The organism is Sulfurimonas sediminis (genome assembly GCF_014905115.1).
GTDB classification, from domain to species: Bacteria; Campylobacterota; Campylobacteria; order Campylobacterales; family Sulfurimonadaceae; genus Sulfurimonas; species Sulfurimonas sediminis.
In genome coordinates, this window is the sequence record NZ_CP041235.1 from 1067955 (window position 1) to 1081910 (window position 13956).

The window sequence follows — 13956 nt, forward strand, 5'->3', positions numbered from 1 at the left end:
GACAGCACTGATGGGTAAAAAAAAGTGTCCTGAATGCGAAGAGTGTCTACCCGCATGGCTGGCGGCATTCGGAGACTTGATGTCTTTGCTTCTTTGTTTTTTCGTTTTGCTGCTTTCTATGTCGAGTATGGATGCAAAAAAGATTTCAGAAGCTATCGGTTCACTCTCAGGTGCGATGAGTGTTCTTGAAGGCGGTACGCAAACAGAAATTTCAAAAAAAAGAATGCTTGAAGCTACACCTATAGACTCTCAGGACGAAACGAGTGAAGTGGTCAACAGAGTGCAGCAGGCTGCAACTGATGCAAATGAGATGATGGAAAAGACACAGTCTCCCGCGATTACCGTAAAAGAAGCGCAAGACGGTTTTGTGATCAAACTGCCGGCAACACTGCTGTTTAAACCTGGCAGTGCTACGATAGAAAATCAGGACGCTTTGTTGTTTTTGAAGCGGATTACGCTTATTATTCAAGAGTTGCCAAATGATATGCTTGTGGATGTGCAGGGGCATACTGATGACAGAGATCCCGGACCGAACAGTCCCTATAAAGACAACTGGGAACTCTCGACTGCAAGAGCACTGGCTGTTTTGCATGAGTTGATATTAGACGGTGCAGATCCTGCGCGTCTGAGTGCAACAGGTTTTGCACAGTATCAGCCCATAGCGACCAATGTAACAGCCACAGGACGGGAAAAAAACAGAAGAGTTGAATTGCATTTTTATGGGAAAAAAAGTGAAGAAGCGCAAAGTGTGAACAATTCTATTTTAGATAAAACAGTCGAGAAAAAATGATAAGAGTTCTTTTCTTGCTTGCGGCATTGGCTGCTTTGGGTTTTGGGGCAGAATCGCCTGTTGTTCCTACCATGAACCTGAGTCTTTCGGCACCGGATACACCACAACAGCTTGTCTCTTCGCTCAATGTTCTCGTTGTTCTGACCTTACTTTTTTTAGCACCTTCGATGGTGCTGGTAATGACAACATTTACCCGGTTTGTCATTGTGTTCGGATTTTTGCGTCAGGCACTCGGTACCCAACAGGTTCCTCCGACACAACTGCTTGTCATGCTTGCAATGATTTTAACTTTTTTTGTTATGGAACCCATAGGAACAAAAGCCTATGAGCAGGGTATCAAGCCTTATATAGCCAAAGAGATAGGCTATGAAGAGGCTTTTGCCAAAACGACACTGCCGTTTAAAAATTTTATGATTAGAAATACAAGAGAAAAGGATTTGGCACTTTTTTTACGGATACGTAAAATGGAAAATCCGAAAAGCGTGGCAGATGTCCCTCTTTCTATTGTAATTCCTGCCTTTATAATCAGTGAGTTAAAAACCGCTTTTGAGATAGGTTTTTTACTCTTTTTGCCATTTCTGGTGATAGATATGGTCGTGGCCTCTATTTTGATGTCTATGGGTATGATGATGCTGCCTCCTGTTATGATCTCTCTGCCTTTTAAAATACTTGTTTTTGTATTGATTGACGGCTGGAATTTACTTATAGGCAATTTGATTGCCTCTGTAAAATAATTTTCTAAGGATGTAAAATTGGATTGTAAATATTTCGGTGAATGTGGTGCCTGCAGAGTTTACGAAGATGGATATGAAGCACAACTTAATGAAAAAATACAGATAAACAAAGAACGATTTACACCTTACTTTAGTGAAGAAATTTCTGTGTATAAATCCTTGGATGCACATTACCGTGCAAGGAGCGAGTTTAAAATATGGCATACAGATGATGAAATTTCATATGCCATGAATCATATTGATAAAAAAGGTGTTGTGCTTATAAATGAATGTCCGCAGGTGAATGTGCATATTGGAAACCTTATGCCTAAGCTTCTTGATGCAATCAAAGTACATGCTGTCGGTTTTAAGCTTTTTGGTGCGGATTTTTTAAGTTCGAGTTCGGGTGAAATAGTTGTTTCACTTCTGTATCACAGACCTTTGGATGAAGCCTGGCAGGAAAAAGCAAAAAAAATAGCCCAGGAGCTGGGTATATACATCATAGGCCGTTCACGCAAACAAAAAGTTGTGATAGGACAGGATTATGTTACAGAGACTTTACATGTAAAGAGTGATGTTTATAGGTTCAAATATATTGAAAACAGTTTTACCCAGCCAAATCCGAGAGTCAATGAACAGATGATTGCCTGGGCAAGTGACAGGTTTTCGGATACGAAAAACGATTTACTTGAACTCTACTGCGGGGCAGGAAATTTCACCATTCCTTTTGCAAAAAAATTCAACAAAGTGCTGGCGACAGAAATATCCAAATCCTCCATCAATGCGGCAAAAGAAAATATGCTTTTAAATCAGCTAAACAACATAGAATTTGTCCGTATGAGCGTTGAAGATTTTGTCGCTGCACTCGACGGCGTAAGAGAGTACAGAAGGATGAAAGATATTGATATCAACAGTTATGCTATTCATTCTGTCTTTGTCGACCCTCCACGAAGCGGAATGGGCGAATACTCTTGCAAATTTGTCTCAAGGTATGATCATATAGTCTATATTTCATGTAATCCGTTGACATTGCTGGATGATTTGAACATACTCTCTCAAACACATACAGTTACAGACATGGCGCTTTTTGACCAGTTTCCCTACACACATCATGTTGAAATGGGTGTGAAACTTACAAAAAAAGGGCTGTAGTGAAAAAAATATTAATCATAAGCAGTGGACCTATAGGGCAACACTTTATTCAACGGGTTACCGAGACATATACGAGTGAAAATATATATTATATAGTGCAGACAAAAGAGAAAAAATTTAAAGATGCAAGCCCGGCACGTTTTAAATTTTATGAGTTTGATCCTACAAGTTTTTATAAACTGGCAAATTTACTCAAAATGGAGTTTATCCAGGTTGTGATAGCGATGGACAATCAGACTGAAGTTGAAAATACGATTAAAAACATTCGTGTTGTAAAAAAGCAGTTGCGGGTTGTTGTCCTAAATCAGTGGAATATGACCAATGAAGACCCGAATGTTGTACTCATTAATGCAAATGAGATTTTGGCCTCCCGTTTGTTGGACTACCTGCCGAATGTTCCGGTGATAGCACAGAATGTCGGTATAGGCGAGGGTGAAATAATGGAAGTGCTTGTTCCTTTTGGCAGTTCTTTTGTTTATAGGCATATTGGAGTGATTGAACAGAAAAACTGGCGCATTGTCGCGATATACAGAAACAGAAAACTCATAATGCCTTCGCGCAGACGCATGATACAGCCAAATGACACTCTTTTGCTCGTTGGTGAGCCTGCGGTCTTGCACTCAGTTTACAAAGCCATTAAACGTGAACTTGGACAGTTCCCTGAGCCTTTTGGAACAAATATTCTTTTATACATAGATATGAACATTATCACGCATTCCAATATTGCCACGCTTGTACAGCATGCAATGTACATCCATGAAAAATTCAAGCATGACCTTGTTATAAAAATTGTAAATCCTTCAGACATTGATATTATTGAAAAAATCAAGGATTTAAGAGATTTGGATATTGTTGTCGAGATAGATTATGACAGTATCAATCTGCGATCTGTATTTTTGCATGATGTAAAATCATATCATGTCGGACTGGTGATTGTATCAAGAGAGATGTTTGCCGATTATCATGTGAGAAAATGTTTGTATGATGTACATGTACCGGTACTGAAACTCTCAGAAAAATCCTTTTCCAAGGTGAAAGATGTCGCTCTGATACTTTCAGACAACAGAGACCTGGAAAAAATTTCTGCAACGATTTTTGATATAGCCGAGCAGCTTAATTTCAATATAGAGCTTTATAATTATATAAACGAACACCAGGATGAAAAAGAACAGGTCATCGAGCATTTTTACAATCTTTCAACTATTTTTTCCAAGTCAATCAAAGTTTTCAAAGAGAATGAAAATCCGATTAGGCTCCTGAAGCACAAAGAAAATTTTGTACAGATCATTCCTTTTACCAACAAACTCACAACACGCCATATTTATGCTCTTTTTTCAACTGACAGTGAAAAGCTCTATTTTAAACTGAATGATTTTCATCAGATTTTTATACCTGTACAGCTATAAACAGCGTTAATTTATTCCTTTTTTAGTAAAAGTTAAGTATTATCTAGCATATTATAATTTTGGATAGACAATGCAGGTAAACATTCCTTTAAAACAAACAGTTGACAACTCATATGACATTACTATAGATACGATTAAAAAAGTTCATTTTGATAAAAAAGTAGCTATTGTTACCAACCCGAAAGTGGCCGGACTTCATCTGGCATACTTCCTTTCAAAAATATCAGCAAAAGAACTTTATATCATTACAGTACCTGACGGGGAAGAGTACAAAAACCAGGATTCTGTTGATTTGATATTGGAGTCTTTATTTAACCACCGTTTTAACAGAAAATCAATGCTTATTGCTTTTGGAGGCGGTGTGATAGGGGATATGACAGGCTATACAGCAAGTATATACCAGCGTGGGATTGATTTTGTGCAGGTACCTACAACACTGCTTTCTCAGGTAGATGCCAGTGTGGGCGGCAAAACAGGTATAAATAACAGTTATGGAAAAAATCTTATAGGTGCTTTTCATCAGCCCAAAGCTGTCTATATTGATCCTCATTTTTTATCAACTTTACCAAAAAGAGAATTTGGTGCCGGTGTTGCCGAGATTATCAAAATGGCAGTGACCTTTAACAGAAATTTCTTTGATTTTTTAGAAACGGCAGACCTGCATGATAAAGAAGTTTTGCAAGAAGCAATCAAACAGGCCGTACAAACAAAAGCAGATGTTGTTGCCAAAGATGAAAAAGAGCATGGATTAAGAGCTGCTCTGAATTACGGCCATACTTTTGGGCATGTCATTGAAAACGAAACAAAATACAAAACCTATTTGCATGGCGAGGCGGTAGCCATCGGTATGGTGATGGCAAACGAAGTTGCTGTGGCTATGAACCTGATGATACCACAGGAGGCACAGAGGGTAAAAGAGCTTTTACAAAAGTATGATTTGCCGACTTCTTATACCATTGAAGATGTCAACAGTTTTTATGAAACATTCTTTTTGGATAAAAAAAGTCTGGATGCTTCTGTAACGTTTATTCTCCCCGTAGGCATCGGTGGCGTAAAAATTACAGATGAAGTTGACAAAGAGTTAATTCTCAGTGTTCTTCGTAAATTTGGTAACAACTGATGCTGTTAAAGTCTTTCATTTTTACTCTTAGTATACTTTTGTCTTCTTTGTTGCAGGCAGATGTTTCTGTTGAACAAAATGCCACAGATACAACAAAAGAAAAAGCACTTACACTTGAACAGACAAAAGCATATGAGCAGCAGATAAACACCATAGAGTCAGAGATATCTGATGAAAACATGTGGATGAAAAGCTACTCTTCTTACCTGACATCCATGGATGTGAAGCATAATCTTGATGCCATTAAAAAAAGAATCAGCTATCTTGCAAAACATGCTAAAACAGATGCGGACAAAGATGAACTCATCGCCTTGATATCAAAAGAAAATATTCTGGCTTCACAGATTGAAAAACTAAAAGGTACCAATAGTTCTGCACCGTTTTCAGGACTGATAACGCCGCCAAATATCGACAAAGTGCCGGAAATCAACAATCCCTTTGATATTCTGACCGGTCTGTCTATGATAAAAACACTCAATGCAAACCTTGAAGAGTACAGGAAAAAAAGAGAAAGTCTGATAGATTTGATCAGCAAATTAAAACAAGAGAAAAAGATTTATAAAAAAATTTTGCAGCTGCAGCCAAAAAACAAAAAATATGCTCAGATATACAAAAACAAACTCGCACAGCTTGAGATGTTTGAACAGGCGCTCGATACTATGAATGTAACAATGAATGTGTATCAAAAACGCCTGGATATTGCAGAGATAAATATTAACAAAGGCATTGAAAAACAGGTTTACAGACTGATAAAAATAGGCATGGCAATACTGTTCGTATTTTTTATATTTTTTCTTTTAAAGCTGGTTGTCAAGAAATATATTACAGATAACGAACGTTTTTATATGGCAAACAAAATCATCACATTTACAAATTTCATCATTATAATTTTGATTTTATTTTTCAACTATATAGAAAATGCTTCCTACCTTGTAACAATTCTTGGATTTGCTTCAGCAGGTATAGCCATTGCGATGAAAGACTGGTTTATGTCGATGCTGGGCTGGCTTGTTATCGTCTTTGGCGGAAGTATACATGTAGGGGACAGAATCCGTGTAGATATGGGAGGAATGAAATATGTTGGCGATGTTTTAGATATTTCGCTTCTTCGTATGACGATTTTGGAAGATATAACTTTGACATCCATCATGCACAACAGAAGAGCAGGCCGTATTATATTTATACCGAACAACTATATTTTTACCCAGATGATTGCAAACTATACGCATAATTCACTCAAAACAGTTTGGGACGGGGTGAAGATTACGATTACCTTTGATTCCAACCATAAAAAGGCTATGCACATAGTCAAAGAAATCACAAAGAAATTTTCCAAAGGGTATACAGATATTACAAGAAAACAGCTCAATAAACTCAGACAGCACTATAATCTGAAAAACACCAATGTAGAACCAAGAATTTACTCTTTTATAGAGTCAAACGGCATAGATATAGAAGCCTGGTACCTTACCAATGCCTATGCTACTTTAACACTCAGAAGTGTCATTTCAACAGAAATTCTTGACGCATTCAAAGAGGCTGATGATATTACGATCGCCTATCCTACACAGAAGCTGCATGTATCTATGCAAAGTGAATCACCGAGTGCACACAATGGAGAAATAGTCTAATGCACACTAAAAAAGTATATTTTAAAACATTCGGCTGCCGGACAAATCTTTATGATTCTCAGGTTATGATGAGTTCATTAAAAGAGTATGAAATAACCCAAAATGAGGCAGAAGCCGATGTCATCGTTATAAACTCCTGCACGGTCACCAATGGTGCCGATACCCATGTTCGTTCCTATATTTCGCAGGTTGAAAAAAACAACAATGGCGCAAAGCTTTTTTTAACAGGCTGTGGTGCCCATACCAAAGGAGAATCTCTTTTAAAAGAGAACCGTATTCACGGAGTTTTTGGTCAGAGTGAAAAGCAGAAGATAGATACCCTTTTGGCAAAAGAAAAGCCCTTTTACGAACCGGGTGATTTGAACTATATAGACGATATGGTGGTGGATGAGTTTGTAGGCAAAAGCAGAGCCTTTATAAAAATACAGGAGGGATGTAATTTTCGCTGTTCTTACTGTATTATCCCTTATGTGCGCGGTGATGCCAGAAGCATGGATGAAAACAGAATTTTAGAGCAGGTCGCAAGACTTGCCCTAAACGGTTTCGGTGAATTTATCCTGACCGGCACGAATGTCGGAAGTTACGGGCAGGATACAAAAACATCTTTGGCAAAACTTATGAAAAAGATGTCCCAGATTCGTGGTGTCAGACGCATACGTCTGGGGAGTGTTGAACCTATTCAGATTACAGATGAGTTTAAAGAGATTTTGGATGAGCCATGGATGGAAAAACATATGCACATTGCTTTGCAACACACTTCGCCAAAAATGTTAAAACTGATGAACAGAAGGAATGTTTACAGGCAGGATAAAGCATTGTTTGAACTCCTGGCAGAAAAAGGATACGCCATAGGTACAGACTTTATAACAGGGCATCCTGGAGAGAGTGAAGATTTATGGCGAGAAGCTATGCAAAATGCAAAAGATTTGCCTTTGACGCATATTCATGCTTTTACCTATTCAAAGCGTGATGGCACGCCTTCTGCCACTATGAAGCCGGAGGTAAACGGTAAAATAGCAAAAGAGAGACTGCACGAATTGCAAGAGCTGATTCAACAGAAAAATTTTGATTTCAGAAAGGCTTACAGGGGAGAGCTTGAGGTGCTGATAGAGTCCTGTAAAGAAGGATTCTATCACGGGTTTGATCAGCATTTTAATAAAATTGTTGTAGAGTCTCAAGAAGATTTGGTTGGAAACTGGATTACTGTTCCCAACTATGAAGTAAAAAAGGACTTCAATTATGCCAGAATCTAAAACAAACAGAATTGCGATTTATGTATCGGCATTTATTATTATAATATTGATTCTATTTGCTCTGCTTCGGGACAATGCTGATGCCATAACTCTGAAACAGGCCAAAGAACTGTTGCAAAACCATAATGTTGAAAAGGTTGTTGCTACGAAAAAATATGTCTATCTAAAAACAAAAAAAGGATATTACAAAATCCCTTTTTCACAAGTAACACCTGATATGTTTGCTGATTATAAAGTCGAAGTTGACAATGAATCAAACATATTACTTTATCTGTTAGTGTTTATACTGGTTTTGGGACTTGGTTCATTAGCTTTTAGAAAATGGCAAAAGAAATCATTGAAAGAAATTTTTACTGTCAGTGAATCAAAAAATAACACTGACTTTTCACCGTCTGAGGGAAATACTCATATTGAAGCGATAAAAAGTGATGTGAGTTTTAATGATATTGGTGGAATCAGCGATGTCAAAGTGGAACTCGAAGAGATTATAGATTTTATGAAAAATCCAAAACGATACAAAAGCTTTGGTGCGCGTATGCCAAAAGGAGTGCTTTTAATAGGACCTCCGGGTGTTGGAAAAACAATGATAGCAAAAGCGGTTGCACATGAAGCAGGTGTACCTTTTTACTATCAGAGTGGGGCATCATTTGTACAAATTTATGTAGGTATGGGGGCTAAGCGTGTGCATGAACTTTTTGCTGCAGCGAAAAAAAATGCACCTTCTATTATATTTATAGATGAAATCGACGCTGTAGGAAAAAAGAGAGACGGCAACAGAAATGACGAGAGAGAGGCAACACTAAACCAGCTTTTAACTGAAATGGATGGATTTGAAGGTTCAAGCGGAGTGATTGTGATTGCAGCAACCAACAAAATAGATGTTTTAGATGCAGCACTTTTACGAGCAGGACGCTTTGATAGAAGAGTATTTGTAGAGTTACCTACTAAACGAGAAAGAGAAGCAATTTTGATAAAGTATTTAGAAAAGATACCGCATGAACTAGATGTTAAAATAGTTGCGAACATGACAGTGGGTTTTAATGGTGCAGCACTGGCAACATTAGTGAATGAGGCAGCTTTGCTGGCTTTGCGACAGAATGATTTTCGTGTTACATTAGAGCATTTTGAACAGGTAAAAGATAAAGTAATATTTGGAAAGAAAAAACTTCAAATGCTCAATGAAAGACAAAAAGCATTCCGGGCAACTTATCAAGCTGGCAAGGTGATGGTGGCAACCTATTATGATATAACTTTTGAAAAATTAATGCTTTCAAATGAAAAATTGACACCTGCTACAGATGAGCCATTTATCAAACAAGAACTCGAATCTCGGGTGAAAATGCTTTTAGCTGGAATAGCTGCTTGTGATATTAAGTATAACGAGCATGCGAGTAGTGCCAAAGATGATCTGGATGAAGCAAAAAAACTTGTGAAAAAAATGTGTGAAGAGTATGGTATGTGTTCTTCATTGCTTCCAGATAAAAAAGAGCAAGAGTTATTACTTAAGAGGCTTTATGAAGAGAGTAGGGCACTGTTAGAATCTCTTTTGAAAGTGCTTGAAAAAATCGAATATGTTCTTTTGGAACGCGAAAGTATTAGTAAAACCGAAGTAAAAGAGTATTTAAATGAAGTTTTTTAGCGGATTTTCTTTAAAAAATGAAAAACACTTTTTTGACTCTTACATATATAAAAGTGATTTTACCGTAAGTGGTTTTAGCTACGGTGCAATAAAAGCTTTTGAGTTTACATGTAAAGCCTTGGAAGGAGGGAAAAGAGTAGATACTTTACAGCTTTTTTCACCGGCTTTTTTTCAAAGCAAAAATGAAAAGTTTAAGAAACTGCAGCTGATGGCATACAGGAAAAATGAAAATGTCTATTTGCAACAGTTTATAAATGCCTGTTTTTTACCATATGAGAGAAAAGAAGTAGAACGCAGTGTGACAGTGCTGGAAGAACTGGATGAACTTTTAAACTATGAATGGGATATACAGAAATTACATGTATTGGCAGATAAAGGTGTAACAATTGAAGTCTATTTAGGTGGACAGGACCAAATAGTTGATACGAAGAGTGCCAAAGAGTTTTTTCTGGATGTGGCAACGGTTACATACATAAAAGAGGCAAATCATTTTTTACAACTTTTTTGAAAAATCAGCAAAAATCAAATAAAAAGGAAAAAAATATGAGTAAAATAAAGATAGGTGTAATAACGGCAAGTGACAGAGCAAGCAAAGGGATTTATGAAGATATAAGCGGAGTAGCTATTCAAGACACGATGAAAGAGTATTTAAAAAGTGAATTTGAAATAGTTTACAGATGTATTCCTGATGAGCAGGATGTGCTTGAGGCAACAATGAAAGAGTTGTGTGATGATGCAGGATGTTGCCTGGTTGTGACAACCGGTGGAACCGGTCCGGCACCTCGTGATGTGACACCCGAAGCAACTGAAAATGTCTGTGAGAAGATGATGCCCGGTTTTGGTGAATTGATGCGACAGGTGAGTTTGCAGTATGTTCCAACTGCTATTCTTTCACGCCAGACAGCAGGGATTAGAGGAAAAAGTTTGATTATCAATTTACCAGGAAAACCAAAATCAATCAGAGAGTGCCTTGATGCGGTTTTTCCTGCAGTTCCGTACTGTATAGATCTTATTGAAGGTCCATTTATAGAAACAAATGAGGATGTTATCAAGGCATTCAGACCTAAAGCAAAGTAAAGAATATATAAATTATTTTTTAACAATTATTATGTCGTATAAGTACAAGTAAAATTCTTCCTACTTCTGATACAATGGGTTAAATAAATTCCAATTGGTGATATATGAAGTATGAAGTATTTTTACCAGATATCAAACTCAGCAGCATAATTAAGTGCTATGTTGTTATATATGATTTTACTTTACTCTCTGATATGTTTTTTTTGCCAAATGGCGGGAACTTTATAGTTTTTAACAGAGGTATTACCGGCTACTCACTTCTTCATAATAATAAAAAATATAAGATTCCAGAGGGGTATTCTGCGAGTATAAAAACGGCTAAATCCAAAAAAAGTATTTTGAACTTGGAAAGTATTCCAGAGATTGAGCCTGCTGTAATTATACTTGCTGAACTTTTACCAATAGGATTCTATAAGTTATTTAAAAAAGATGCTGTTCTACTTAATCATCACTATCTTCCTCTTGAAACTACAGTGATTAATAAATACTTCTCCAAACTCTATATGCATAAAAGCATGGAGCAGGATATTGGTTATCTTGATGATGCTTTTTTGCAAATGTATAATGACCAAAATAACTCTAGAGAATTTATAGAGGATATTTTGGAAAGAATTGAAGAGTATAATTATGAAGTGACTGTAGAAGAGTTGACACAGGAGTTTGCCTGCAGCCGGCGTACTATAGAGCGACAATTTAATAAATTTATTGGTTTGTCTCCCAAAAAATTTATTTTTGTATGTAAATTTTATCAAATATTTATTGAATATATCTCTGATGGAAAGAAATTCAATGATACCAAGTATATATATAATGACAATGCACATTTAAACAAAGTTTTTCATAATATAGTCGGTCTTTCTCCCAGTCAGACTTTTGAAGAAATAAATAAAAAACACACACTCATTGTATATCAGCTGAAAGTTTCAGGAGTCTAATCAGTGATTAAAAAACAATTTTAATGCCTACAGGACAGTGGTCTGAACCTTCTATATAATCCAAAATAAAAGCATCTTCAAGATTTTCCGCCAAATCTTCAGATATGAAGAAATAATCAATACGCCAACCGATATTTTTTACTCTAGCATTGGAACGGTAGGACCACCAGCTGTATGCGTCTGTTTTGTCTCCATGCACATATCTAAATGTATCTATATACCCATGATCTAAAAATTTGTCTATCCATTCTCTTTCTATTGGAAGAAAACCGGATGTCTTGGCATTTGCTTTTGGATTTTTTAAATCTATTTCACGGTGTGCGGTGTTTACATCTCCACACACAATAATACTTTTTCCCTCATCTTTGAGCTTTTCACAATAGGCTAAAAAATCATCATAAAATTTCATCTTATAGGCAAGACGCTCTTCATCTTTTTGACCGTTTGGAAAATAAACATTAAAAAGAACGATATCTCCATAATGTGTCTCAATAATTCGCCCTTCATATTTTGTATCAATATCATTACATGTAGAGCTATAATGGCTTTGAAGCATACTAAAAGTGGCTGTTCCGCTGTATCCTTTTCGTTCTCCAGAATTAATAATAACTTCTGTGAACTCTTTTTCAAACAGATTGTTTGGGATTTGCTCTTTTTGTGCTTTTATCTCTTGGAGACATAAAATGTCTGTGCCTCTATCGTCTATCCATTGAAGGGCTTCTTTGTTAGCTACAGCACGTATTCCGTTAACATTCCATGATATTATTTCTATTGAATCTGACATATAAGACCTGTAATTTTTTTTCAAAATTATAGCACAAGTCTGAGAGTACAATAGAAAAAAGTTGATGTAAATCAATCTGACAAGGATACTCTAATGTTATAATATTTTTTTATAAAATTAAAAGGAATTTAAATGTTAATAGAATCAAAAGATGTACAACAGGTGTCAAATGCAATGATGAATATTTTGCATGAAGAAGAGATAGAGATAATTAATAATTTTCATGATGCGGTGCTTGCTAAAGATATTAAAAAAATAGATGAACTTTTTCAGGTTGTTTTGTTTGATGTTGAGGACCATTTCACAACAGAAGAAGATATGATGGAAGAGAGTAACTTTTATGCAATGCAAATGCATAAGAGCGAACATGATACAATGAGAGGAAAAATAAAAGATTTGCTTAAAGAATGGAATACAAACAAAGATCCGCAGGCAATACAGACTTTTTTGGAAGAGGAATTCAAACACTGGATTGTTTTACATGTAGCACGATGGGATTCTGAGACTGCAATGCATATCGGTGATACAATGTAATATGAATTTCCTAAACCAAAGAGTTTAGGAAATTTTTTTAAACGAAGTCTACTTTTGCCAAGTGATGGTTGAGTCCAAGTTCGGCCGGAGTACAGCCAAGTGCAAGTCCAACCATTTGCTGCATATGCAGTACAGGAAGTTCTACTTCACGACCGATTGCTTTACTTGCGTGCGCAGTCTGTGTATCAAGTTTAAGGTGACAAAGCGGACATGGTGTTACCATCCAGTCAGCATTGCCATCCATTGCACCGGCAATAGCATTTCCCGTCAAAACTGCTGCAGTATGGGGTGCCTGCAATTCAACATGAAAACCACAGCATTTGTTTTTTTCTTCATAATCAACAGTCTCTCCGCCACATGCAATGATTAAATCATCAAGTGAAGTAGGGTTATAAGGATTTTCTGCAGTTTTATGTGTCTCATTTTGCAGTTCTGACGGACGTATATTATGGCATCCGTAAAAAGGTGCAATATTAAACTGGCTCAGAGGTGTGACAACCATCTCTTTAAGCTTATCAAGTCCAAAATCATCAATAATTGCATATAAAAAGTGTGTAACATTGGAAGTACCTTTATACTCAAGTCCAACTTCTGCAAGTTTTTCATTGACTTTTGCTTTGAGCTCTTCGTTGTTATCAAGTCTATGCTTTGTCATTGCGGTATTGAGCTGACATGTATTACAGATGGTTACCATAGTAAGTCCATGTTTTTCAGCATAGGCAATATTTCTGGCATTTAAAACCAAAGATAAAAAGTCATCATAGTCTTGAAGATGGGATGCGCCACAACATGAAGCCTCAGTCAGTTCTACAAGTTCTATTCCTAGTTTTTCAGCAACTGCTACAGTTGACATCATTTGCTCAGGTGTACTCTGTTTTGCCGTACATCCTGTAAAAAGTGCATATCTTAATTTTTCCATTCT

14 protein-coding genes are annotated in these 13956 nt (G+C 36.6%); 12 read left to right on the forward strand and 2 right to left on the reverse strand.

Translation table 11 applies throughout. The annotated features are described in order from the left end of the window. Positions 1 to 10 precede the first annotated feature (10 nt). From FJR45_RS05750 to FJR45_RS05800, 11 genes are all read left to right on the forward strand, one after another. Positions 11 to 790 (forward strand): flagellar motor protein MotB, encoded by a 780-nt coding sequence (locus FJR45_RS05750; RefSeq protein ID WP_193151760.1) that lies wholly within the window; start codon positions 11 to 13, stop codon positions 788 to 790. After that, positions 787 to 1524 (forward strand): flagellar type III secretion system pore protein FliP, encoded by a 738-nt coding sequence (gene fliP / locus FJR45_RS05755; protein ID WP_193151761.1) that lies wholly within the window; start codon positions 787 to 789, stop codon positions 1522 to 1524. Before FJR45_RS05750 ends, fliP begins: the two co-directional genes overlap by 4 nt. Positions 1525 to 1542: 18 nt before the next feature. Next, positions 1543 to 2655, forward strand: coding sequence for a tRNA (uridine(54)-C5)-methyltransferase TrmA (gene trmA, locus FJR45_RS05760; RefSeq protein WP_193151762.1), 1113 nt, complete (start codon positions 1543 to 1545; stop codon positions 2653 to 2655). Next, positions 2655 to 4061 (forward strand): COG3400 family protein, encoded by a 1407-nt coding sequence (locus FJR45_RS05765; protein WP_193151763.1) that lies wholly within the window; start codon positions 2655 to 2657, stop codon positions 4059 to 4061. Before trmA ends, FJR45_RS05765 begins: the two co-directional genes overlap by 1 nt. A 70-nt stretch (positions 4062 to 4131) precedes the next feature. Then, positions 4132 to 5181: a 3-dehydroquinate synthase gene (gene aroB / locus FJR45_RS05770; RefSeq protein ID WP_193151764.1), complete on the forward strand. Its 1050-nt coding sequence runs from the start codon at positions 4132 to 4134 to the stop codon at positions 5179 to 5181. 38 nt (positions 5182 to 5219) lie between these two features. Next, positions 5220 to 6812, forward strand: coding sequence for a mechanosensitive ion channel domain-containing protein (locus FJR45_RS05775; RefSeq protein WP_226966494.1), 1593 nt, complete (start codon positions 5220 to 5222; stop codon positions 6810 to 6812). Beyond that, entirely contained in the window at positions 6812 to 8065 is a 1254-nt protein-coding gene (mtaB, locus tag FJR45_RS05780; protein WP_193151766.1) for a tRNA (N(6)-L-threonylcarbamoyladenosine(37)-C(2))-methylthiotransferase MtaB, read from the forward strand. The genes FJR45_RS05775 and mtaB overlap by 1 nt, the downstream gene beginning before the upstream one ends. Continuing rightward, entirely contained in the window at positions 8052 to 9704 is a 1653-nt protein-coding gene (locus FJR45_RS05785) for an AAA family ATPase (protein WP_193151767.1), read from the forward strand. The genes mtaB and FJR45_RS05785 overlap by 14 nt, the downstream gene beginning before the upstream one ends. After that, complete coding sequence (bioV, locus tag FJR45_RS05790) at positions 9691 to 10212, forward strand: pimelyl-ACP methyl ester esterase BioV (protein WP_193151768.1); 522 nt, start codon at positions 9691 to 9693, stop codon at positions 10210 to 10212. The genes FJR45_RS05785 and bioV overlap by 14 nt, the downstream gene beginning before the upstream one ends. A 35-nt stretch (positions 10213 to 10247) precedes the next feature. Then, positions 10248 to 10781, forward strand: a complete 534-nt coding sequence (gene mog / locus FJR45_RS05795; protein ID WP_193151769.1) for a molybdopterin adenylyltransferase — start codon at positions 10248 to 10250, stop codon at positions 10779 to 10781. 104 nt (positions 10782 to 10885) lie between these two features. Further along, the gene (locus tag FJR45_RS05800) at positions 10886 to 11716 is read left to right on the forward strand and encodes a helix-turn-helix domain-containing protein (protein WP_193151770.1); all 831 of its coding nucleotides are present in this window, start codon (positions 10886 to 10888) and stop codon (positions 11714 to 11716) included. A gap of 7 nt (positions 11717 to 11723) precedes the next feature. Here FJR45_RS05800 and FJR45_RS05805 read toward each other — a convergent pair whose 3' ends face one another. Beyond that, the gene (locus tag FJR45_RS05805) at positions 11724 to 12500 is read right to left on the reverse strand and encodes an exodeoxyribonuclease III (protein WP_193151771.1); all 777 of its coding nucleotides are present in this window, start codon (positions 12498 to 12500) and stop codon (positions 11724 to 11726) included. 132 nt (positions 12501 to 12632) lie between these two features. On the opposite strand from FJR45_RS05805, the gene FJR45_RS05810 reads away from it, so the two are divergent. Continuing rightward, entirely contained in the window at positions 12633 to 13034 is a 402-nt protein-coding gene (locus tag FJR45_RS05810) for a hemerythrin family protein (RefSeq protein WP_193151772.1), read from the forward strand. A gap of 37 nt (positions 13035 to 13071) precedes the next feature. Here the strand turns inward: FJR45_RS05810 and FJR45_RS05815 are convergent, their stop codons facing one another. After that, positions 13072 to 13953 (reverse strand): CoB--CoM heterodisulfide reductase iron-sulfur subunit B family protein, encoded by an 882-nt coding sequence (locus tag FJR45_RS05815; protein ID WP_193151773.1) that lies wholly within the window; start codon positions 13951 to 13953, stop codon positions 13072 to 13074. Positions 13954 to 13956 lie beyond the last annotated feature (3 nt).

What these genes read in the sequence shown, in the direction of transcription:
- FJR45_RS05750 (WP_193151760.1), top strand. Translation starts at nt 11, where the DNA reads ATGGGTAAAAAAAAGTGTCCTGAATGCGAAGAGTGTCTACCCGCATGG.
- fliP (WP_193151761.1), top strand. Translation starts at nt 787, where the DNA reads ATGATAAGAGTTCTTTTCTTGCTTGCGGCATTGGCTGCTTTGGGTTTT.
- aroB (WP_193151764.1), top strand. Translation starts at nt 4,132, where the DNA reads ATGCAGGTAAACATTCCTTTAAAACAAACAGTTGACAACTCATATGAC.
- mtaB (WP_193151766.1), top strand. Translation starts at nt 6,812, where the DNA reads ATGCACACTAAAAAAGTATATTTTAAAACATTCGGCTGCCGGACAAAT.
- FJR45_RS05785 (WP_193151767.1), top strand. Translation starts at nt 8,052, where the DNA reads ATGCCAGAATCTAAAACAAACAGAATTGCGATTTATGTATCGGCATTT.
- bioV (WP_193151768.1), top strand. Translation starts at nt 9,691, where the DNA reads ATGAAGTTTTTTAGCGGATTTTCTTTAAAAAATGAAAAACACTTTTTT.
- mog (WP_193151769.1), top strand. Translation starts at nt 10,248, where the DNA reads ATGAGTAAAATAAAGATAGGTGTAATAACGGCAAGTGACAGAGCAAGC.
- FJR45_RS05800 (WP_193151770.1), top strand. Translation starts at nt 10,886, where the DNA reads ATGAAGTATGAAGTATTTTTACCAGATATCAAACTCAGCAGCATAATT.
- FJR45_RS05805 (WP_193151771.1), bottom strand. Translation starts at nt 12,500, where the DNA reads ATGTCAGATTCAATAGAAATAATATCATGGAATGTTAACGGAATACGT.
- FJR45_RS05810 (WP_193151772.1), top strand. Translation starts at nt 12,633, where the DNA reads ATGTTAATAGAATCAAAAGATGTACAACAGGTGTCAAATGCAATGATG.
- FJR45_RS05815 (WP_193151773.1), bottom strand. Translation starts at nt 13,953, where the DNA reads ATGGAAAAATTAAGATATGCACTTTTTACAGGATGTACGGCAAAACAG.